The organism is Stenotrophomonas sp. YJH_SMC_4 (genome assembly GCF_059371575.1).
In genome coordinates this window covers 113,470-133,634 of sequence record NZ_JCAFUR010000006.1, presented here as the reverse complement: position 1 = coordinate 133,634, position 20,165 = coordinate 113,470, and the positions used below count along the sequence as shown (strand labels likewise).

At 66.1% G+C, this 20,165-nt stretch carries 23 protein-coding genes; 12 read left to right on the top strand and 11 right to left on the bottom strand.

Features of this window, described 5'->3' with window-relative positions:
* Positions 1-51 precede the first annotated feature (51 nt).
* Positions 52-234: a hypothetical protein gene (locus AC5P9F_RS11780; protein WP_180873723.1), complete on the bottom strand. Its 183-nt coding sequence runs from the start codon at positions 232-234 to the stop codon at positions 52-54.
* A 145-nt stretch (positions 235-379) separates the two neighbouring features.
* Here AC5P9F_RS11780 and AC5P9F_RS11775 point away from each other — a divergent pair, with 145 nt between their 5' ends.
* The gene (locus tag AC5P9F_RS11775; protein ID WP_495231963.1) at positions 380-1,579 is read left to right on the top strand and encodes a serine hydrolase domain-containing protein; all 1,200 of its coding nucleotides are present in this window, start codon (positions 380-382) and stop codon (positions 1,577-1,579) included.
* Positions 1,580-1,663: 84 nt separating this feature from the next.
* Here AC5P9F_RS11775 and AC5P9F_RS11770 read toward each other — a convergent pair whose 3' ends face one another.
* Entirely contained in the window at positions 1,664-2,263 is a 600-nt protein-coding gene (locus tag AC5P9F_RS11770; RefSeq protein ID WP_219625354.1) for a fasciclin domain-containing protein, read from the bottom strand.
* Between the two features lie 49 nt (positions 2,264-2,312).
* A complete protein-coding gene (locus tag AC5P9F_RS11765; RefSeq protein ID WP_258014610.1) occupies positions 2,313-2,678 on the bottom strand; it encodes a winged helix-turn-helix transcriptional regulator in 366 nt (121 codons plus the stop codon).
* A 143-nt stretch (positions 2,679-2,821) separates the two neighbouring features.
* Here AC5P9F_RS11765 and AC5P9F_RS11760 point away from each other — a divergent pair, with 143 nt between their 5' ends.
* Positions 2,822-3,751, top strand: coding sequence for an aromatic alcohol reductase (locus AC5P9F_RS11760; RefSeq protein WP_495231960.1), 930 nt, complete (start codon positions 2,822-2,824; stop codon positions 3,749-3,751).
* Positions 3,752-3,793: 42 nt separating this feature from the next.
* Here AC5P9F_RS11760 and AC5P9F_RS11755 read toward each other — a convergent pair whose 3' ends face one another.
* From AC5P9F_RS11755 to ptsP, 4 genes are all read right to left on the bottom strand, one after another.
* The gene (locus AC5P9F_RS11755; protein ID WP_180882200.1) at positions 3,794-5,047 is read right to left on the bottom strand and encodes a carbohydrate porin; all 1,254 of its coding nucleotides are present in this window, start codon (positions 5,045-5,047) and stop codon (positions 3,794-3,796) included.
* 83 nt (positions 5,048-5,130) lie between these two features.
* A complete protein-coding gene (locus AC5P9F_RS11750; protein WP_180882201.1) occupies positions 5,131-6,834 on the bottom strand; it encodes a PTS fructose transporter subunit IIC in 1,704 nt (567 codons plus the stop codon).
* An 85-nt stretch (positions 6,835-6,919) separates the two neighbouring features.
* Positions 6,920-7,876 (bottom strand): 1-phosphofructokinase family hexose kinase, encoded by a 957-nt coding sequence (locus tag AC5P9F_RS11745; RefSeq protein WP_099484631.1) that lies wholly within the window; start codon positions 7,874-7,876, stop codon positions 6,920-6,922.
* Positions 7,873-10,383: a phosphoenolpyruvate--protein phosphotransferase gene (gene ptsP / locus AC5P9F_RS11740; protein WP_308678754.1), complete on the bottom strand. Its 2,511-nt coding sequence runs from the start codon at positions 10,381-10,383 to the stop codon at positions 7,873-7,875. Before ptsP ends, AC5P9F_RS11745 begins: the two co-directional genes overlap by 4 nt.
* Positions 10,384-10,537: 154 nt before the next feature.
* Between ptsP and AC5P9F_RS11735 the strand changes: the two genes are divergently transcribed.
* The 3 genes from AC5P9F_RS11735 (at position 10,538) to AC5P9F_RS11725 (ending at position 12,474) form a co-directional block, all read left to right on the top strand.
* Positions 10,538-11,521: a LacI family DNA-binding transcriptional regulator gene (locus tag AC5P9F_RS11735; protein ID WP_059034461.1), complete on the top strand. Its 984-nt coding sequence runs from the start codon at positions 10,538-10,540 to the stop codon at positions 11,519-11,521.
* A gap of 150 nt (positions 11,522-11,671) precedes the next feature.
* Positions 11,672-12,118 carry a Rap1a/Tai family immunity protein gene (locus AC5P9F_RS11730; RefSeq protein ID WP_099524557.1) on the top strand — a complete coding sequence of 149 codons (447 nt, stop codon included), beginning with the start codon at positions 11,672-11,674 and terminating at the stop codon, positions 12,116-12,118.
* 122 nt (positions 12,119-12,240) lie between these two features.
* A complete protein-coding gene (locus AC5P9F_RS11725; RefSeq protein ID WP_005409710.1) occupies positions 12,241-12,474 on the top strand; it encodes a metallothionein in 234 nt (77 codons plus the stop codon).
* Here AC5P9F_RS11725 and AC5P9F_RS11720 read toward each other — a convergent pair.
* The 3 genes from AC5P9F_RS11720 to AC5P9F_RS11710 form a co-directional block, all read right to left on the bottom strand.
* The gene (locus AC5P9F_RS11720; RefSeq protein ID WP_180882203.1) at positions 12,457-13,050 is read right to left on the bottom strand and encodes a cysteine hydrolase family protein; all 594 of its coding nucleotides are present in this window, start codon (positions 13,048-13,050) and stop codon (positions 12,457-12,459) included. The two genes, AC5P9F_RS11725 and AC5P9F_RS11720, sit on opposite strands and share 18 nt — an antisense overlap.
* Positions 13,051-13,053: 3 nt before the next feature.
* Positions 13,054-13,692: a DUF6766 family protein gene (locus tag AC5P9F_RS11715; protein ID WP_005413480.1), complete on the bottom strand. Its 639-nt coding sequence runs from the start codon at positions 13,690-13,692 to the stop codon at positions 13,054-13,056.
* Positions 13,693-13,792: 100 nt separating this feature from the next.
* Complete coding sequence (locus AC5P9F_RS11710) at positions 13,793-13,981, bottom strand: hypothetical protein (RefSeq protein WP_005409707.1); 189 nt, start codon at positions 13,979-13,981, stop codon at positions 13,793-13,795.
* A 148-nt stretch (positions 13,982-14,129) separates the two neighbouring features.
* Here AC5P9F_RS11710 and AC5P9F_RS11705 point away from each other — a divergent pair, with 148 nt between their 5' ends.
* From AC5P9F_RS11705 to AC5P9F_RS11680, 6 genes are all read left to right on the top strand, one after another.
* Positions 14,130-15,293 carry a zinc-dependent alcohol dehydrogenase gene (locus AC5P9F_RS11705; protein ID WP_005409706.1) on the top strand — a complete coding sequence of 388 codons (1,164 nt, stop codon included), beginning with the start codon at positions 14,130-14,132 and terminating at the stop codon, positions 15,291-15,293.
* A 10-nt stretch (positions 15,294-15,303) separates the two neighbouring features.
* Complete coding sequence (locus AC5P9F_RS11700) at positions 15,304-15,807, top strand: hypothetical protein (protein WP_005409705.1); 504 nt, start codon at positions 15,304-15,306, stop codon at positions 15,805-15,807.
* A 105-nt stretch (positions 15,808-15,912) separates the two neighbouring features.
* The gene (locus AC5P9F_RS11695) at positions 15,913-16,854 is read left to right on the top strand and encodes a hypothetical protein (protein WP_005413479.1); all 942 of its coding nucleotides are present in this window, start codon (positions 15,913-15,915) and stop codon (positions 16,852-16,854) included.
* Complete coding sequence (locus tag AC5P9F_RS11690) at positions 16,842-17,600, top strand: PIG-L deacetylase family protein (RefSeq protein WP_032966809.1); 759 nt, start codon at positions 16,842-16,844, stop codon at positions 17,598-17,600. The genes AC5P9F_RS11695 and AC5P9F_RS11690 overlap by 13 nt, the downstream gene beginning before the upstream one ends.
* The gene (locus AC5P9F_RS11685; protein WP_099605802.1) at positions 17,597-18,184 is read left to right on the top strand and encodes a class I SAM-dependent DNA methyltransferase; all 588 of its coding nucleotides are present in this window, start codon (positions 17,597-17,599) and stop codon (positions 18,182-18,184) included. Before AC5P9F_RS11690 ends, AC5P9F_RS11685 begins: the two co-directional genes overlap by 4 nt.
* Positions 18,181-18,867 carry a glycosyltransferase family 2 protein gene (locus tag AC5P9F_RS11680; protein WP_180882205.1) on the top strand — a complete coding sequence of 229 codons (687 nt, stop codon included), beginning with the start codon at positions 18,181-18,183 and terminating at the stop codon, positions 18,865-18,867. Before AC5P9F_RS11685 ends, AC5P9F_RS11680 begins: the two co-directional genes overlap by 4 nt.
* 213 nt (positions 18,868-19,080) lie before the next feature.
* On the opposite strand, the gene AC5P9F_RS11675 is transcribed toward AC5P9F_RS11680, so the two are convergent.
* Positions 19,081-19,473: a response regulator gene (locus AC5P9F_RS11675; protein ID WP_099473235.1), complete on the bottom strand. Its 393-nt coding sequence runs from the start codon at positions 19,471-19,473 to the stop codon at positions 19,081-19,083.
* Positions 19,474-19,681: 208 nt separating this feature from the next.
* Between AC5P9F_RS11675 and AC5P9F_RS11670 the strand changes: the two genes are divergently transcribed.
* A complete protein-coding gene (locus tag AC5P9F_RS11670) occupies positions 19,682-20,026 on the top strand; it encodes a hypothetical protein (protein ID WP_099561584.1) in 345 nt (114 codons plus the stop codon).
* Positions 20,027-20,165: the final 139 nt, after the last annotated feature.

Here is a 20,165-nt window from a genome sequence, read left to right as displayed (position 1 = left end):
CCGCGCCACGCGCCGGACGTGGGCTCTTGTAAGCGCCACCTGACAACGCTGTCAATCAGAATGAACGATGGATGACCAGAAGCCCGGGAAATCAGACAGTTGAGCGATCAGCAGTGCTGCCTGGCACGCCGCATTTGCTGCAATGCGAAACAAAATCGAGCGGCCTTGCCCCTTTCCTGCGACTGCAACGGCCGGATCGGAACCATCAGAAAGCGGGTCCGCAGGAAGGGCCATCGGCTTCGCGTATCCGCTGGCGGACTACGGGGCCATGCAGTGGACGTGGTGCTGATGCTGTCATGTGGCCGGGCATGACTTCAGGCACTCGGTCGTGACTACGGCTGTAGGCAATGTGGACAGGCATTCACCGGAAGAGATGCCCATGAAAACTGCACGATGGTTGTCCGGCTTCGCGGCCTTGATGCTGGCCCTCCCTGCACTGGCCAGCACGACCACCACGGCCGACGCCGTCGCGACGATCGAACGCAACGCCCGTGCCGCGCATTCCGACGCGGTGCTTGTCTGGAAGGATGGAAAAGCACTGCTGGAGCCACAGCCAGAGACTGGCGAGGAGCCGGTTCACCTCATGTCTGCCACCAAGTCGGTGGTGGCGCTGGCCGTCATGCTCCTGCTGGACGACGGAAAGCTGGCCTCGGTCGACGAGCCGGTAAGCAACATCTTCGCGGAGTGGAAGCAGGGGCGGAAAAGGGACATCACGGTACGCATGCTGCTGGACCATACCTCCGGCCTGCAGAACATGGCCAACGCGGGGGAAGAGCTGGAAGCTGCGCCGGACCTGGTCAAGCTCGCACTGGCGGCAGAGCTGAGCAGCGATCCAGGTACCACGTTCTCCTACAACAACAAGGCTACCAATCTGCTGCCCGGCATTGTCGAGCGTCTGGCAGGGGAACCGATGGATGCCTACCTTGAGAAGCGCCTGTTCAAACCGGTGGGCATTGCCCGATTTACCTGGTTGAAGGACGGTGCGGGCACCCCCTTGGGCATGGCCGGATTGTCGCTGAGTGCCCGCGATCTGGCGAAGATCGGGCAGCTGCTGCTTGATGGCGGCGTGACCCCGGCGGGTACGCGCGTGCTGAGCGAGCGGTCGGTGGCGCTGCTGACTGGAGCAAGTGCCCGCTCCCCGGATGTTGGTCTTCTGTGGTGGCGCATTCCAGCATGGGAGCGTTATGAGCTGAAAGGCCAGATGGCCGGCTTCCTGGCGCAGCATGGGGTCAGCGCTCCGGTCCAGCAGGCATTGCTGGCCACCGGGGGCAGGGTATTCGACAGCAAGAGTGCATTGATTGCGTACGTGGCCGAGCGACTTGGGGCGGACTGGCCGCAGCACTATGGCAGCGAGATCACCGGTCGTGGACTCAAGCTGTCCGACATGTTCGACATCCAACGCGGCCCCACCGTTGCCTACGCCGCCAACGGTTACCTGGGCCAGCACCTGGTCATCGTTCCGCAGCAGCGCGTGGTTGCCGTGCGCCTCATCCACCGACGCGACAGCCATCGCGCGCCACTGGATGACTACGCGACATTCCCGGCGGATGTACTCAAGCTGGCCCAGGCGCTTCAGTGATCGGAGGAGCCGGGCCTGCGCCCGGATCCTCGTCCACTGCTTCATGCTGCTGGCCGGAGTGGCAGGGTCTGGCAGGGCGCGCCACTACTTCGGCATCAGCACGGTATCGACAACGTGGATGACGCCGTTGGATTGGTTGACGTCGGCGATGCTGATGCCTGCTTTGCCACCCTTGGCGTCGATCACCCACAGCTTGCCGTCGTGGAGCGCCACGGTAAGCGGCTCGCCTTGCACTGTCTTCAGCGTGGCTTTTCCACCGTGCTTCCTGGCATCGGCCAGGAGCTGGGCGGAACTGAACCGTCCTGGGACCACGTGGTAGGTGAGGATCCGGGTGAGCTGCGCCTTGTTTTCAGGCTTCACCAGTGTATCGACCGTGCCTGCTGGAAGCTTGTTGAAGGCCGCATTGGTGGGCGCAAAGACGGTAAAGGGACCGGCGCCATTGAGGGTCTCGACCAAGCCCGCGGCCTTGACCGCTGCCACCAGCGTGGTGTGATCCCTGGAGTTCACGGCGTTTTCAACGATGGTCCTGGTCGGGTACATCTCGGCCCCGCCAACCATTACCGGAGCTGCGGCGAAGCTGGCGGAAGCGGCTGAGACGAATACGGCGAAGCTGACTGCGGCGGCGATGCGCTGAAGAGCGTTCACGGTGCGTTCCTCGATAGGATGCCCGCACAGCGCGGGCATCCTACATACGGCTGGCGGGAGCGCCTGGATGCACCGGATGCAGGCCGGGTCAGTCAGGGGAAGGGCCTTGATGTGTGTCGAAATTCTCCCGGCAGCGGCGGAATTCCTCGGCGTGTCCCACGACCCAGGTCCACATCGGGATCATAAGAACCAGCAGCTCCCTGCCCAGCGGAGTGATGGTGTACTCCACGCGCGGCGGAACCTCACGGTAATCCTGCCTGTTGATCAGTCCGTCCCTTTCAAGCTGACGCAGGGTGCGCGTCAGCATGCGCTGCGTGATTCCTTTCATCCGACGTGCCACATCGGCGTGACGCAGTGTTCCGTAGACCCCCAGGGCGTGAATGATGCCCAGCGACCAGCGGCTGCCGGCATGCGCGAGTACCTCGCGGCGCAGACCGTCGTCGTCCGCGCTCATGCCGTCGCATATCGATTGTGAATGTCGCAGAAGCTCATCGGAACTCATGAACGGTGCGGTCGGTATCATCGGTGTGCCTTCTTACGTGGCAACGAGGGAGGGGCGCAGAATCGCCGCCATCGTACACACAGATGGTGGTTTCAATGTCTCCCCCGATTGCTTCCCGCTCAATCCTGGTCCTGGGTGCCGGCGAACTCGGAATGCCCGTCATCCGCAACCTGGCCCGGCTCGCGGTCGTGCATGACGCAAGCATCAGCGTGATGCTGAGGCCTGCGTCGATAGAATCCACGCTACCGGACAAACGTACGGTCATTGACCAGATCCGCTCGCTGGGAGTGGCCCTCGTTCCTGGCGACCTGGTCACTGCCACGGTCGATGAGCTGGCTGATCTGTTTTCCGGTTATGACACGGTCATCGGCTGCACCGGCTACGCTGCTGGCCGCGACACTCCCATGAAGGTAGCGCGCGCCGCCGTGAAGTCGGGCATTCCCAGGTACTTCCCTTGGCAATTCGGGGTCGACTTTGACGCCATCGGACGCGGCGGGCCGCAGGATCTTTTCGACGCCCAGCTGGATGTACGCGACTTTCTCCGCTCACAGGCCGAAATGCACTGGGTGGTCATTTCCACCGGCATGTTCACCAGCTACCTCTTCGAGCCGGAGTTTGGCGTCATCGATCTTCCCGGCAGAAAGGTCAATGCACTTGGCACAGCCTCCAATGCGGTTACGCTGACCACGCCGGAGGACATCGGTGCAATGACTGCACAGATCGTCTTTCACTCGCCCCCCCTTCGAAACGAGATCGTCTATCTTGCGGGAGACACGCTCCGTTATGAGGAGCTGCCCGCAATCCTTGAGGAACACTTCGGTGTTCCGTTCAAGCTGAACGTGTGGAGCGTTCCCCAGCTGATGGAGGAGCTTGCCGGTGACCCATCAAACATGATCAGGAAGTACCGTGCCGCCTTCGCCCAGGGCAGGGGCGTTTCCTGGAGCCTGGATGGGACGTTCAATGCAAGCATTGGCGCGAAACTGGAGGGTGTCGACGACTGGCTGAAAGCCCACTTCGAGACTTGATGAGCCGTTGAGCGGCAATCGCGTGGACGAAAACGGATTCTCCTACAGACTCCAATCGACCCGAAGGCCGGCGATCAACGCGTTCGGCAGGTCCCGCTGGCGTGCGGGTTCGTTGAACTGGTCCGGATGCACGATGTAGTGCAGGTTCGGCGCGACCCGAAGCTGCGGGGTGACCTCGATGCCATAGCTCAGCTCCATCATCACCTGGCTCCCATGCGGGGTGCCGCTGCCACCCGCCGCGGCACGGGCAAGGCGCAGGTTTTCCAGTGCGATGCTGCTGTACTTCTGCTGGGTCACGACGAAGGCGATGCTGTCCTGCGGCCGGCTGGCGAACGTGCCTTTCTGCACAAGCCCGGCCTGCAGGAAGTGATCCTCGATCAACTGCCCGGAGGTACCCTTGAGCGCAGCGCCGAAAAGGGTCAGGCCACGACCATTGCCATCGCCGGCAAGCTGCTGTTCGAAGCGGGCGAACGCACCGGAACGACCGTGGCGTGTCACGTACTCCTGGCCACTGAGCAGCGCGGGAATGCCGTTGGCATCGCGCAGCGGGTCGCGATAGGTCGAGTTGTCCTGCCAGCCACCCAGTTCATAGCGGGCCTTCAAGCGCGCCGATGCCGGGCTGCGCCAGCCGATCGTGTACGGCACGATCCACCCGGTGGCCTGGTTCGTACTCCATTTCAGGCCGTGCTGGCCGTCCTCGGCCTGGCTCGGGTCGACCTGGTACGCGCCGACGCGAACGTAGACATCCGGCGTCACCCAGACCGTGGCATCGGCCATCCAGCTCGATACCGGCCACCAGGTGAAACTGCTGGTGCGGAACACATAGGTCGGGTTGCCGCAGGCCGAGTTGCCCTGGAAGTACTGGCACAGCTCCGAACCAAGATGATGGATGTTGGCGACGCTGCGCCCGGCTTCCAGCACCAGCCGGTCGTCGAGCAGTTTCTGCTCCAGCGTCAGGTTGGCCAGGCGCGTGCCCTGGCCACCGTAGATTTCCTGCACCGAGGTGCTGTTGCCCGTGCTGCTGTTGGCGAGATTGGTGCCGTGGCGGTTGATGCCGTACGCCTTGATCGTCGCACCCCTCCAGCCAAACGCGGCGTCCAGGTCCACGTCGGCACCGAACATCAGCTGGCCGGCATACGCCGTGCCGCTGCGCTTGCCGCCATCGAGCGTGGCGGCCGCTTCGCCGGTGTAGGCAAGCTTCGGGGTGAAGACGTCGCGCGCGTCGGCGGCTGCAGCCAGTGATGGCAGGGCCAGCAGGATCGCTGTCGGCAGCAGGCGGTGGGAAGGGGAGGTCATGGGCGGGGCTCCGTGTGCAGGGCGTAGGTCGCTGAGCCCCTGCGCGCGCAGGGGCCGCGAAAGGACCGTGAGGGCAGGGGGGATCAGGTCGCCGCCGTCACCGGTTTCTTGAGGATGCGCAGCGCGACCGCGGTGACAGCCACGCCGGCCAGCAGTGCCAACAGGTAGATGCCGAGGTGAGTGACTGCGTTCGGGATCGGCAGCACGAACACGCCGCCGTGCGGCACCTTCAGCTCGACGCCAGCGGCCATCGAGATTGCACCTGCCACGGCAGAACCAAGGATCAGCGCCGGAATGGTGCGCAGCGGATCACGTGCGGCGTAGGGGATCGCGCCTTCGGTCACGAAACTGAGGCCAAGCACGCCGGCGGCACCGGCCGTGCCGCGCTCCTCGGCGGTGAAGCGGTTGCTGAACAGCCATGTCGCCAGTGCAATACCCAGCGGCGGCGTCATGCCGCCGATCATCGTCGCCGCCATCGGCGTGTAGACCTGGCTGGAAATCAATGCAGTAGAGAACGCGTAGGACGCCTTGTTGACCGGCCCGCCCATGTCCACCGCCATCATTCCGCCCAGCAGCAGGCCAAGCAGGATCGCGCTGCCGCCCTGCATGCCGCGCAGCCAGTCGGTCAGCCACGCCAGCAGCCCGGCGACCGGCGTGCCGATCACGTACATCATCAACAGGCCGACCAGCAGCGTGCCCAGCACCGGCAGGATCAGCACCGGCTTGAGGCCTTCCAGGCTGCGCGGCAGGCGCAGCGCACGGTTGATCCAGTGCACGCCATAACCTGCAATGAAGCCAGCCAGGATGCCGCCGATGAAGCCAGCATCCATGTTCACTGCTACCAGTCCGCCGATCATGCCGGGCGCAATGCCGGGCCGGTCGGCGATGGAGTAGGCGATGTAACCGGCCAGCGCCGGCACCATCAACATGAAGCCGGACTTGGCGCCGATCTGGAACAGCGACCACGCCAGCGTGCCCTTGTGCGCGTCATCGAAGGCATAGATGCCGCCGAGTGCGAACGCCAGTGCGATCAGCAGGCCACCGGCAGTGACGAACGGCAGCATGAACGACACGCCGGTCATCAGGTGCTTGTAGGGGCCGGTGGCCCTGGTTTTTTCGGCCGTGCGGCCCGGAGTCGCGCTACCTGCCTGCACGCCGGCCTCGGCCAGCGCCTTGCGGATCAGGTTCTGGCCATCGTTGATCGCCGGCTTGGTGCCACTCTTGAACAGGCGCTTGCCGGCGAAGCGCGACAGATCGACTTCGCGGTCTGCGGCGATCAGGACGAGGTCGGAGGCAGCGATTTCCTCGTCACTCAACGCGTCCTGCGCGCCCACCGAGCCCTGGGTTTCGATCCGGATTGCATGACCCAGCGCCTTGGCGGCCTGTTGCAGGCCCTCCGCCGCCATGAAGGTGTGGGCGATGCCGGTGGGGCAGGAGGTGACGGCGACGATGCGCTTGCCCGCATGCGTGCCGGCGTTGCCCGACACCGCGGCCGCGAGCGGTGCGAGCGCCGCAGCCGGGTCGTCCAGTACCTCGCCCAGGCTGGCATGCACGATCCCGGCATTGGCGAAGCGCGCGATGTCCGCCTCACCATCACCCACCAGCAGCAACTGCGTCGCGGCGGCGGCGTCCGAGGCAGACAGTGCGCCGGTCACGCCCTGGTCGCTGCGGATCTCGATCATCAGCTCGAGCCCGCGCTGGCGGGCGGCGCGGCGCAGCGCTTCGGCGGCGAGAACCGCCTCGATGCTGCGTTCGCCGGCGGCGATGACTACGGTGAAAGCGTGCATGGAAACTCCTGGAATTCTTCGGGCTCGTGCTTGCCGAAAGCGCTGCGGTCAGCCCGAAGCCGCCGCCGTGCTCCCGGCAGGGGGGTCAATCCAACCGCTCGATCAGTACATCGCCGGTCCACCCGCGTACCTGCGCCGGGTCCAGCCGTCGTGCGTCACCGCTTTGCAGCCGGCTCATCGAGAACGCGGTCGCCAGCCGCGCGCAGCCGTCCAGATCGATGGACGGCTCCAGCAGGGCGGCAGCGATGCCGGCCACCATCGCGTCGCCCGCACCGACCGTGCTGCCCTGGGCCAGTCGCGGCGGTCGTGCGACCAGCGCGCCGCTGCGATCAATGAACAGCGCGCCGTCGGTGCCCATCGAGATCGCTACGAGCGCAACGCCACGTTCGACCAAGGCCTGGCCAGCGACGCGCAGGGCGCTGCGGTCCGGCAGCGGGGTGCCGGTCCAGGCCTCCAGCTCCTGGCGGTTGGGCTTGACCGCGTAGGGCAGCGCACCGGCGGTGTCACTCAATGCAGCCACAAGTGCGTCGCCACTGGTGTCCAGCAGCACGCGCGCACCGGCGGCGGCGGCCTGCGCCTGCAGTCGCGCCCATGCATCGGACGGCAGTCCAGACGGCAGGCTGCCGGACAGCACCACCGGAAGGCCCGGCAGCAGCAAGGCGCCAAGCCTGCGCGACACTGCGTCCAGAGCGGTATCGTCGAGGGCCAGGCCGGGCAGGTTGATGTCGGTGGTTTCGCCGTTGTCCTCGTCAACCAGCTTGATGTTGGTGCGGGTGCTGCCGGGGATACGCAGGCAACCATCCACGATGCCGCGCGTGGAGAAGAGCGCGCCGAACACACCGTCGTTGCCGCCACCGAGCACGCCCAGCGCGGCGGTCGGCACGCCCCAGTCGGCCAGGCAGGCGGCCACGTTGATGCCCTTGCCACCCGCATCGTCGCGGCTGCTGCGGGCGCGGTGCACATGGCCCGGCCGCAGGCTGGCCAGCCGCACGGTCTGGTCGATCGCCGGGTTCAAGGTAACGGTGACGGCGCGGGCGTTCATGCGCGGTCTCCGTCGAGGGCGCGCACCTGCTCGGCGGTTTCGCAGTCCAGCGCCGTCGCAGCCAGCGTTTGCAGATCGGCCAGCGCGCTGCCACGCAGGCGTGCCTTCACGGACGGGATGTCGTTCGGGGTCATCGACAGTTCGTCCACGCCCAGCCCTGCCAGCAGCATCGCGCCGAACGGATCGCCGGCCAGGCCGCCGCAGACACCCACCCAGCGCCCCTGCGTGCGTGCGCCGTCCACCGTGGTGCGGATCGCGCGCAGCACGGCCGGGTGCAGGCTGTCGGCCTCTGCGGCCAGCTCCGGGTTCTGGCGATCGATCGCCAGCACGTACTGGGTCAGGTCGTTGGTGCCGATCGAGAAGAAGTCGGCGTGGCGCGCCAGCACATCGCTCTGGGCGGCCGCGGCCGGTACTTCGATCATGATGCCGATCGGCACGTCGGGGGCCTCGAGTTCGGCGCGCAGGCGCTCGCAGATGGCACGCAGTGCGACCAGTTCAGGCACCGAGGTGATCATCGGGAACATGATGGACAGGCGTGCCCCTTCCTTCGCTGCGCGGTACAGCGCACGCAGCTGCGGTTCAAGCAGATCCGGGCGGCGCAGCAGCAGGCGCGCGCCGCGCACGCCGAGGAACGGGTTCTCCTCGTGCGGCAGCTCCAGGTGGGCGACCTGCTTGTCGCCACCGATATCGAGCGCACGCACGATCAACGGACGGCCTTCCAGCGCTTTGGCCATCGCCATGTAGGTTGCGTACTGCTCCTCCTCGCCGGGCGTGCTGCCGCGTTCGAGGAACAGGAATTCGGTGCGCATCAGGCCGACACCTTCCGCGCCCTGTTCCAGCGCCAATGGCACCTGCTCAGGCAGGTTCACGTTGGCGCCGATGTCGATGCGATGGCCGTCGGTGGTCTGCGCCGGCCGCGCGCGTTGTGCGGCTTCGCGCGCGCGGATCTGCTGCTGCTCGGCGATCCAGGCGCGTGCCGAAGCAAGATCGGCCTCGGAAGGGGACAGGTAGAGCCGCCCGCTGCTGCCGTCGATGATCGCTTCGCGGCCGGCCTGGATCGCCAGCAGTTCGGCGCCACCGGCAACCAGCGCCGGCAGGCCGAGCGTGCGCGAGAGGATCGCAGTGTGCGACGTGGGGCCGCCCTGTGCGGTGGCGAGGCCGAGCACGCGGGTGCTGTCAAGGTTGGCAGTATCCGAGGGCGACAGGTCGGCGGCAAGCAGGATGCACGGTTGCGCCGGTAGATCTGCCAGGCCGCCACCGGCCGCAGAGGGGTCAAGCTGCGCCAGTACGCGCCGACCCACATCGCGCAGGTCGGCAGCGCGCCCGGCCAGCACCGGATTGCCCAGCGCCGCCAGCCCGGAGGCGATCTGCTCGATGGCCTGGTGCCAGGACCACGCGACGCCATGACCTTCAACCATCAGCTGGCAGGTACGGGTAATCAGGTCGGTGTCGTCAAGCAGCGCAGCCTGCGCCCTGAAGATCGCCGCATCCGAGGCGCCAAGGCGGCGCTGGGTGTCGTCCTGCAGCGCGGCCAGCTGCTGGCGGGTACGACTGAGTGCATCCTGCAGGCGCGCGCCGCCCTCGCCAAGCGGGGCAGGGCGATCGGCAACATCGGCCTGCGCGCTGGCCAGTACATGCAGCGGACCGATGGCCAGCCCGGGGCTGGCGCCGATGCCGACGATCGCTGCCTGCGCTTCGGGCGGATTCCAGCCCGCGACCGGCGCCGTCTTTCGCTGCGCTGCACGCTCCGCATCGGCCTTTTCCTGCGCGACCAGCCCGTCCATGGTCTTGCGTAGTGCAGCCAGCAGTGCGGGGGCATCGGCGCCTTCGGCAGAAACACGCACGGCATCGCCCTCGCGAAGCCCGAGCTGCAGCAGCGCCACCAGACTCTTGGCATCGGCCGCCTGATCGCCCGCGCGCACCTGGGCCCGGGCCATGAAACTCCGCGCCGTCTCGGCCCAGCGCGTGGCCGGGCGCGCGTGCAGTCCGCTGGGGTAAGCAATGGTCCAGTCGAAACGCTCGGCCAGGTCCGCCACTGGGTCGTGAGTGGCAGAGACTGCGACGTCGCTGGCCAGCGCATTGACGATTTCGCTTGCATCGGAGGTAGTGAACAACCGCTGCAGCGCGGCCTCGTCCTGGATCAGGCGGGTCAGCCTGCGCAGCAGGGTGATGTGGGTATCGGACTGGGCGGCAATGCCAACCACCAGGCGGGTGACCTGGCCGGGGTTCCATTCCACGCCTTCCGGCAACTGCAGCACCGCAATGCCGTCGCGGCGCACCAGGTGGCGGTCCTCGCCGAGCCCGTGCGGGATCGCCACGCCATGGCCGAGGAAGGTGTTCGCCAGCGCTTCGCGGCGTCCCATGCTGGCCTGGTAGCCCGGCGCCACGCAGCCGGCAGCGACCAGCATCTGGGCCACCTGGGCGATGGCATCGGTCTTGTCCTGTGCCCGCGCATCCAGGCGGATCAGTTCCCGGCTGACGGGGGAAGGGGAGGTCAGGGGCGACAAAGCGGGCTCCGGGGGGATGGCTGAGGCGTATTGGGAACGTTCCCACTGCACATTTCAATGTGCACTGCACAAAAAGCCAATAGTCCTTTGGCGTTAGCATTGCCCTGAACAGCCATCCGGCCATGAACAGCGTACGTTTCCGGGAACGTTTCCAATGAGCATCAGCATCAACGACGTCGCACGCGTGGCGGGGGTGTCCAAATCCACGGTGTCACGGGTGCTCGGGGGCGGTCCGGTCAGCGAGGACGTGCGCGGCCGGGTCGAGCTGGCGATCCGCCAGACCGGCTATCGACCCAACCTGCAGGCAAGACGGCTGCGCTCCCGGCACACCGGCATCATCGGCTTGATCGTGGCGGATATCCGCAACCCGTTCTTCACGGCGCTGATCCGCGCGGTGGAAGAGGTGGCCTATCGCGAAGGTCTTCGGGTCACCCTCTGCAACACCGACGAGGACCCCGAGCGGGAGGCGCTGTATCTGCAATTGATGCACGAAGAGCGCATCAGTGGCCTGATCTTCGCGCCAACCCGGACCACGGTGGGCCGGCTCGAGCGGCTCACGCTGGACTATCCGACGGTGCTGGTGGACCGTGCCGCGCCCGGCGGTCCGATCGACAGCGTGGTACTCGACAATCCGGCAGCGATGGCAGGCCTGGTCGAGCATCTGGTCGAGCGCGGCTATCGGCACATCGGCGGATTGTTCGGCAGCACCAGTACCACCGCGGCCGAGCGACGTGACGGTTATCTCGCTGCGATGCGCACGCATGGGTTGCAGCCGGACTACCGTGAGGTTGAACCCACGGCCGAAGCCGCCATCGCGACGGTCGATCAGTGGCTCGCTACGCCATCCCGCCCTGAAGCACTGGTCACCAGCAACAGCCTGCTGTTGATGGGAGCATTGAAAGCCGCCCGCGGCGCAGGGCTGGCGATTCCAGAGGCGTTGGCACTGGCCGGCTTCGACAACGAACGCTGGACCGAGCTGGTCGAGCCGGGCATCACCGTGATCGAGCAACCGGTTGAGGAGATGGGGCGGGCCGCGATGTCGCTGCTGCTTGAGCGCCTGCGCACGCCGGAGCTGCCGGTACGCCGACTCGTAATGACGGGCCGGTGCGTGGTCAGAGGGTCGACGGCAGCGCGATAGCTCGGCGCCCGATCGTGGCGAAGCCTGGGAATGCCGCCCGGGTGTTGGCGGGCCAACCGCTGTCTGTTACAAGCCATCTGTCCACAACCAGCTTGATCGACTTTGACCCACGCTGTGTGCATCCCACAGGAACGCGCCAAGGACCCCGACATGAATGGACATCACGAACCCGAGGCGCGCCGCCTCACGCGTCGGCTCCTCGCACTTGGCCTCTGCGCCCTGGCAGGATCCGCCCTCGCCGGAACAACGCAACCGGCACGCACCTGGCTTGTCAGTGGAGCCGAACTCATCACCCTGCTGCAGGGCAAAGGCGCTGATGGCTTCTGCGACGGCGAGCAGTGCCGGAACCTGTCCAGCGCTCGCGCCAGCGCCTACATCCAGGGCGTTGCCGATGCCAGCCACGGCCAGTGGTGTGGCCAAGGCAGGATTCTTCCGCATGAGCTGGTCGACCGTGTGTCTTCCCATCTCCGGCAGTTGCCCGGCGAGCGATTGCAGCAGGATGCGTCTCCACTGGTTGCCGAAGCGCTGCGGACCGCATTTCCCTGTGGTGGTGGCGCGTCACGGGGTGGCAGTGCCGAGCCCGGCAAAGACGAATAGGACGGGCCGCGCCCAACGCGTGACGACGCGAACGTCCTACACCCTCGCGACACGGTGCATTCACGGCCACCGACACCCGCGCTGTCCACACTGCATGTTCCTTCCACAGCACGAGGTGCCCCATGGCCACCTGTGATGTCTGCGGCAACAACTACGACAAGAGCTTCACCCTCCAGCAGGGCGGGCGCAGCGGCACGTTCGACTCGTTCGAATGCGCGATCCACGCATTCGCACCGCGCTGCGCACACTGCGATTGCGCTGTTATCGGGCATGGTGTTGAAGGAAACGGCCAGATCTTCTGCTGCGCACATTGCGCTGGTCATTCAGGTGTACAGGGTTTAGCCGACCGGGCCTGAGTCCCCGTCAGCGCCATCCCGCTCCTGCCCAGAGACAAGCGAAGAAACCCGCGCGACCCGCGCTGCGCCCGAACCAGAAAGCAGCGCCAGTGCCCCCCGCTTCTGCGCTGGCATCCCCGCCACGGCCTCCGACGCCAACACCACGTGGAATTCCCTGGCGTTGGCGTCCAACGCTGTAGCCAGGACACACGAATCGGCCGTCATGCCACACAGGCAAAGGTGGCGCACTCCCAGTTTGGCCAGCAGAATCGGCAAAGGGCTGGCCAGAAAGGCCGAGTGCTTGGGCTTGAGCACGAAGTAGTGACCAGGCAAAGGCGAGAGAAGGCTGGCGATTCGCCCCGCCGGGCCACCGTCGCGCCGGCACTGTTCCACCTGCTGGCGGAAGTCGCGCTTCCAATCCGAGAAATTGTCATTGGCGTAGATGACCGGCCAACCGCGTTCGTCGAAGTGATCCCTCAGGCGCCGGATCTGCCGGGCCGCCCGCTCTGCCGCCGGCGCCAGCTTTTCAGCGCCAGGGAAGTCGAATCGGCTGAACATGTCGATGATCAGCAGGGCCGTCGATGGATCATCTCGCATGGCTCAATCACCTGTCTGCGCGTGTGGGGCCTCAACCGGCTTGGATTGCGGCGAGTCTTTCTGGCGCAGGAAAATCGTCAGCACTACCAGGGACAGCACGGCCAGGAATTCGCTCTGCCAGTTCTGCATGGATTCGAACCAGAATGTGCTGCTGGCGAGGTGCTCCACAAAGCCTGGCGGCGGCAATCCCTTCAACTGCTGTTCGGCTTCCTCGGCGCGCCAGCTTCCCACTGCATGCAGCGTAAAGCTGAACAGGAACAACAGCCCGAACGCGATCGCAAGCGAATGACCGTAGAGCGTCTTCCATGGACCACCGCGCCTTACCGGCCACGGCGTGGGCCCCGGCTCGACGCGATTCTGTTCCTGCGCAGGGTCCAGCGGCCGCGATTCGGCCGAGCCGCGCTGGCGCAGGCTGACCGTCAGGAGCACATACATCCCCATCTGCAGGAACTCGCTCTCCCAGTTCTCGAACGTGGCGCTGACGAAGTGCCCCGTCGCGAGGTAGTGCCAGAGATCGATCGGCGCGCGTCCGTGCTCGACCAGTTCCTGGTTGTGCACGTGATGCCCGGCAACCGCCTGCCCGACGATGAACACAAGCGTGAGCACAAGCAGCACCAGCGAGAGACCGTTGCGTTTCCACATGCAACACCTCGTTCAGTCTGTTCCAGAGGCCGTGCGCGAAGCTTGCGCGGGTAGCAGGCCATGACCCGTGAATCCGGCGCATCCAGAATGTGAGGCGGACTCAACGCTTTCCGGTCGGGTCAGGATCAGGACGTTCGTAGTCTTCCGGTACGGCCTTGGGGCCATCGCCGTCGTCGGGCATGTCGTGCTCCTTCCACTTGGCTCGATCGTTGCGCCGCTTGTCCGGCGTGTGCGCCTTCGACTGATCGTCCACGTCTGTCGTCGGATTGAAGGGCAGCTTGTCGTTCATGGGCAGCTCCTGCGGCTAAAGACCGAAGACTGCACCGGGCCGGGTTAACACCATGACCCCGTGGAATGAACGCCGTGCACACCGGGATGTCACCGAAGCGGGATGGCGGCCTTGCGATGCTGGCGTCCCGAGCTCCTGGAGAAGCACGATGCAGGCATTGACCTATCACGGCCGCAAGGATGTGCGAGTCGAGACCGTACCGGACCCGGTACTGGCGGCCGAGGATGATCTGATCCTGAGGGTAACTGCCACCGCCATCTGTGGATCGGACCTGCACCTGTATCGCGGCAAGATTCCGGATCTGCACGATGGCGATGTGCTCGGCCACGAGTTCATGGGCGTGGTGGAAGAGGTCGGCAGCGGCGTGACCCAGGTGCAGCCGGGCGATCGTGTGGTGATCCCTTTCGTGATCGCCTGTGGAGAGTGCTTCCATTGCCGCCTGGCCGAGTATGCCGCTTGCGAAACCACCAATACCGGCAAGGGCGCCGCACTGAATCAGAAGGGCATGCTGCCTCCGGCCGCATTGTTCGGCTACAGCCATCTGTATGGCGGCGTGGCCGGGGGCCAGGCCGAATTCGTGCGCGTACCGAAGGCGAATGTAGGCCCGCTGCGCATTCCGGAAGGCATTGCGGATGAGCAGGTGCTGTTCCTGTCCGACATTCTCCCCACCGGCTACCAGGCTGCGCTGAACGCAGGGGTGAAGGCGGGCTCGACGGTGGCCATCTTCGGTGCGGGCCCGGTGGGGCTGATGAGCGCGGCCTGCTGCCGCCTGCTGGGCGCAGAGACCATCTTCATGGTCGACCATCTTCGTTACCGTCTGGATTACGCGCGCCGTACCTACGGTGTGACGCCCATCGACTTCAAGGAGATCGAAGACCCGGCGGACTACATCCTTGCCCAGACCAGTGGGCGGGGCGTGGACGCCTGCATCGAGGCGGTAGGCTTCGAGGCCGAGGGCAGCGCGCTGGAGTCAGCATTGACTGCCGTGAAACTGGAGGGCAGCAGCGGCGTGGCGATCAGGCAGTGCATCGCGGCAGCACGCCGCGGCGGCGTGGTCAGCATCCCTGGTGTCTACGCTGGCTTCATCCATGGTTTTCTGCTGGGTGATGCGTTCGACAAGGGGCTGACGTTCAAGATGGGGCAGACCCACGTGCAGGGACTGATGCCGGAACTGCTCGACGCAATCATGGAAGGAAAGCTGCACCCGGGTGACATCATCTCGCACCGGATGCGCCTGGCCGATGCAGCTCAAGGCTATGCAATGTTTGATGCCAAGGACGATGACTGCCGCAAGATCGTATTGACACCCTGAGCGTGCCGCCATGAGCGCGATTGTCATCGCCTGTGTCTACGCCCTGTGGCTGGCTGCCGGATCGCTGGATTTCCATTTTCACCGGCGCACCGATCTTCCGCACACTTCCGCGATGCGCGAAAGCCTGCTGCATGGGGTGCAGCTGCTGCTGATCGGCAGCGGCGTGCTTGCCTGGCTCCTGCTGGAGAACACATTGTCGCTGGTCGCGCTTCTGGCAGGTCTGGTCATCGCACACGCGGTCGCCGGCTATCTCGATACCGTCAGCGCGGACGGCCGTCGACGCATCAGCCCGGCGGAACAACATGTGCACAGCGTGCTGGATGCCGCGCCGTGGGTCCTGCTGGCCTGGGTGGGCTGGCAGGCCCACCCGCGGTGGTCGCTCGAAGTGAAGCCTGCAGCACCGGACGTCTGGTGGCTCACCCTGCTGCCGGCGCTGGGCCTGGTGGTGCTGCCATGGCTCTGGGAACTGCGGCAGTGCGTGCGTGCAAGGCAGCGCACGCAGACGGGTCCGTGAGGATCGCGGCACCGGGCATTCATGTGCCCGCCACGCCATCAAGACAGACATGTGACCGCCCGCCGCCTACGTTCATGGCGTATCTCCATTGCAGGTCTGCCACCCATGCAGGATGTGACGTCATCCTCTTCGCTGTTCAATCGCGCACGCCAGGTGCTGGTGCAGCAACCGGCATTGCCTTTGCCCGGTGGCGGCCAGACGCTGCAGCGTTGGCAGGCGCTGGCAGCCTGGGGGGCAGAGGATCTTTGCCTGGCCAAGGTACTGGAGGCCCACTATGACGCCCAGGCGATTGCTGCCGAGTTGAGGGCGCCCATCCCTGCTGAAGACACGTTGCTGGCGGTATGGGCTGCAGAGGGTCCGGCCAACACCGTTCGCATCGATGCCGGCGGTGGGTTGTACGGTGACAAACCCTGGTGTTCCGGCAGCGCATGGGTGGATGCGGCACTGGTAACGGTTCGCAACCCGCAGGGCGTGTGGCTATGCCAGGTAGCGGCGGAACACTGGCACACACTTGCGGGCGAGCCATGGCCTGCCGTGGGCATGGCCGCAATCCCTTCCACCACGGTGCGCTTTGACGGCGCACCGATGGTGATCCTGGGGACGCGCGATGACTACCTGCAGCGCCCGGGCTTCTGGCACGGCGGGGCAGGCATCGCGGCGGTCTGGTTTGGTGCAGCGGCCGCTTTGGCCGAGCGCATGCGACCGGCCTGCACCGAGGGAAATCGCGCGCGGCTGCTGGGTGAAGTGGACCTCGCCTTGGGCCCGGCAGCCGCGCTGCTTCGCGAACTGGCGGCGCACATCGACGCCGCGCCCGAACTGGCCCATCGCGAAGATGTAGTGCGCGTGCGCTGTGTCGTTGAGCGCGCGGCAACGCGTGTGCTGGACCTGGCGGGTCGGGCGCTGGGCCCGGGCCCGATGTGCCTGGAGGACGCCCATGCCCGGCGCTGCGCGGACCTGACCGTGTTCCTTCGCCAGAGCCACGCCGACCGCGATTGGGAATGGCTGGGCGAGCAGCGTGCAGCACAGGAGGCAACATGGGCGCTGTAGCCAGGACACCCCTGCAAGGGGAAGGAACCCAGGAGCAGGCCTGGCTGCACTGCGATTGGCTCTGGCAGCAACCGACCACATCGGCGACCGCACTCTGCAGCGGGCATGACCGCATGGTGGTGGTCGCGCCGCATCCGGACGACGAAATCCTCGGCTGTGGCGGACTGCTGCATCACGCTGCGGGGCAGGGTATCGACGTCAGTGTCGTTGCCGTGACCGACGGCGAAGCATGCTACCCGGGCGAGCCGTGGTGGACGCCCGAACGCCTGCGATCAGCGCGCCGAGCGGAGCTTGCCGCGGCATTGGGCGAACTCGGCATTCCGGTTCGCTCCATCTTCCACCTGGGTATCGCCGACGGCGCGGTCAGCGCGCATGAGCAGGGGCTGGAAGGTTGGCTGCAGCAGTATCTGCAACCGCGCGACCTGGTCCTGGCGCCATGGCGGTTTGATGGTCACCCCGATCACGAAGCGGCAGGACGCGCTGCCTGCCGCGCCGCGCGGGCGGTTGGTTGCCACCGGCTGGAGTACCCGGTGTGGGGCTGGCACTGGCTTGACCCTGCCTGCGCACATATGGCGTGGGAGGTTCCGAAGCTGGTCGACATTTCAGCAGTGGCGTCCGCAAAGCGAAACGCAATCGCGCATTTCCGTACGCAGACCGGCGACGTGGCGGGCCTGAACAGCCCGCCGGTGCTGCCCGCACATGTACTCGCCCGATTCTTCCGAAACTACGAGGTATTCCTTGCATGAGCGCGCAACCGTACTTCGATGACCTGCATGAGCAGGACGACCCGTTCGGCTACCGCAGCCGGTGGTATGAAGAGCGCAAGCGTGCGCTGCTGCTGGCAAGCCTCAGCCAGCGCCAGTTCGCTCGCGGCTGGGAACTGGGGTGTTCCAACGGCGTACTGACCGAGGCGCTGGCCGCACGTTGCGAACGCCTGCTGGCCACCGACATCAGCCCACGTGCGGCGTTCCAGGCGCGCCGCAACCTGGCCCATCTGCCGCACGTGCAGGTCCATTGCGCCAGCCATCCCGAGCAATGGCCGCCAGGACGCTTCGACCTGATCGTCTGCGGCGAAATGGGCTACTACCTGGGGGCAGGCGCACTGCGCGAGCTGCGCGGTGGCATTGATGAAGCACTTCGCGATGACGGCCTGCTGGTCGCCTGCCATTGGTTGCCCTCGTTTGCCGGACGCGCGAGCCGGACCGAGGTGGTGCATCGATGCCTGGGGGAAGGCCTGCAGGAGGCCTTCCACTACCGCGATGTGGACTTCGTGCTTCAGGGATGGACACGGCGCCCCTTGTCATTGGCCCGGAACGAGGGCCTGCGGTGATAGGCGTCCTGGTACCCGCCCACAACGAGGCGGACAGTATCGCGCGGTGCCTGCAATCCATCCGGGTGGCGGCCCTTCACCCGGGCCTCGGCGGCGAAGCAGTGGAGGTGATGGTCGCGCTGGATGCGTGTACGGATGCAACGGGCATCATCTGCCGCCAACACCAGGTCGGCAGCGTGCAGCTGGATGCACGCTGCGTCGGTGTCGCCCGGGCCGCAGCCGCTGCTGAACTGCTGGGGCGGGGCGCCAGGTGGCTGGCAAGCACGGACGCTGACAGCGAGGTGCCTCCCGAGTGGCTGGCCGCACAGGTTCAGGGCAGTTGTGACGCTTTCTGCGGACTGGTGGACATAGCGACGACCTGCCAGGGTGAACGGCGCCTGCGCAGGGCATTCCAGGCAAGACAGCAGTGGGGCGACCATCATGGGCGCATCCACGGTGCCAACCTCGGCGTCTCTGCCAGTTCCTATCGGGCCGTTGGCGGCTTTGCTCCCCTGCACTGCAGTGAAGACGTGGCGCTTGTCAGAGCGCTGCAACGCTGCGGTGCGGTGGTGCGATGGGCCGGCGCTCCCGTGGTGATGACCAGTGCGCGTCTGCAGGGGCGCGCTACGGGCGGATTCTCCGCTTATCTGGCGGCGCAGGGTCGCGAGCGCTCTGGCGCGGAAGCCCCCGTCCTGATCACCTGAGGGTCAGCCACTCCGTCACGCAAGGGCCCGTGTTATCGGAGTGTGCGGTTTAGGAAAGCATTGGGACAGGGCAGGCCACGAAGGTCCTCATCCCTGCCTGTTCCGAGATCCGCAGCGTGGCGCGCAGCAACTGGGATGGGCTCTCCCGTGGTGGCGCGCTGCGCCAGCTGAGCCTGGTGTTGGCCCCGTACCTGGGGTGACGGTTGTATGGAGTCAATGCGCGGGCGGCTGCGCGCAGGTATCGCCCAGTACGCGCCGGACCGTGTCCTGCAATTGACTCACATGGAACGGTTTGGCCACGAAGGCTGCGCGCCGGTGGCGCTGCGGCACCAGCTGGTCGTAGACCGCAGAGACAAACAGGTAGGGGATGCCGAGTTCTGCCAGGCGATCAGCGACGGGAAAGACCACACCGTCGCGAAGTTCGACATCGAGCACGGCGCCGTCGAACCGCTGGGTGTCCAGCAGCCCGAGAGCGTCGAACACGCTGTAGGCATGCGTCACCTGATCGCCGACGTCCTCAAGTGCGTGCTCCATGAGTGCGGCCAGGTCGAGTTGGTCTTCCACCAGCAGCAGGTTGCATCTGCGCTGGCTCATTCCGGATTGCATGCGTGCACGCCTGTGTTGTCCTGGGAACTGCAGTCTGTGCTGTGCTGCATCAACGCCATGCGTGTGCATTGTCAGCCTGGCGCGAAGCCTCCCCCGAGCGCGCCGCCAACCGGGTGGAGGAGGTGTGGAAGGTGCCCTGGATTTCGTTGACGGCGTCTTGGCACGCGCTGTGGATACTGCCGCCGTTCCCCCCATCGGAGATTCTGTCATGCCGCTGTCCGGAACCGATTCTGTCGCTCCAGGCGTACTGCGTGTCGAGTGCATGCCACTCGACTGCGGCGGTGCCGCCATCGTCGTGGAGCTGGACCGGGCGCCTGAACGGGCCTGGATGAAGTCGCTGAAGCGAGCACTGCTGGCCGACGACGCCATGGAAGGCGCACAGGCCAAGTTCGATGGGCGCTTCGTCTATGTCGTGGGCGTGGATGGTGGCGGGCATCGTGCTCAACATCGGGTAATGCAGGCCGTGATGGCGGCGGGCGGCGCGTGCGCCTCGAACGCCAGGCGCGAGCGACCTGCAGTCGGCGTGGGCGTATCCAGCGCAATGGCGACCTGAGAGCACCTCCTGGGTGAAACACAGGGCTGCGGATGTTATCGCCGCATCACCACTGCGTGCAGCGCCCACCTTCGACGGCTCACACCGGCCGACAGGGCGGTGATTGCCGGCGCTCCACCATGGTCTCCGGAGGCATGTC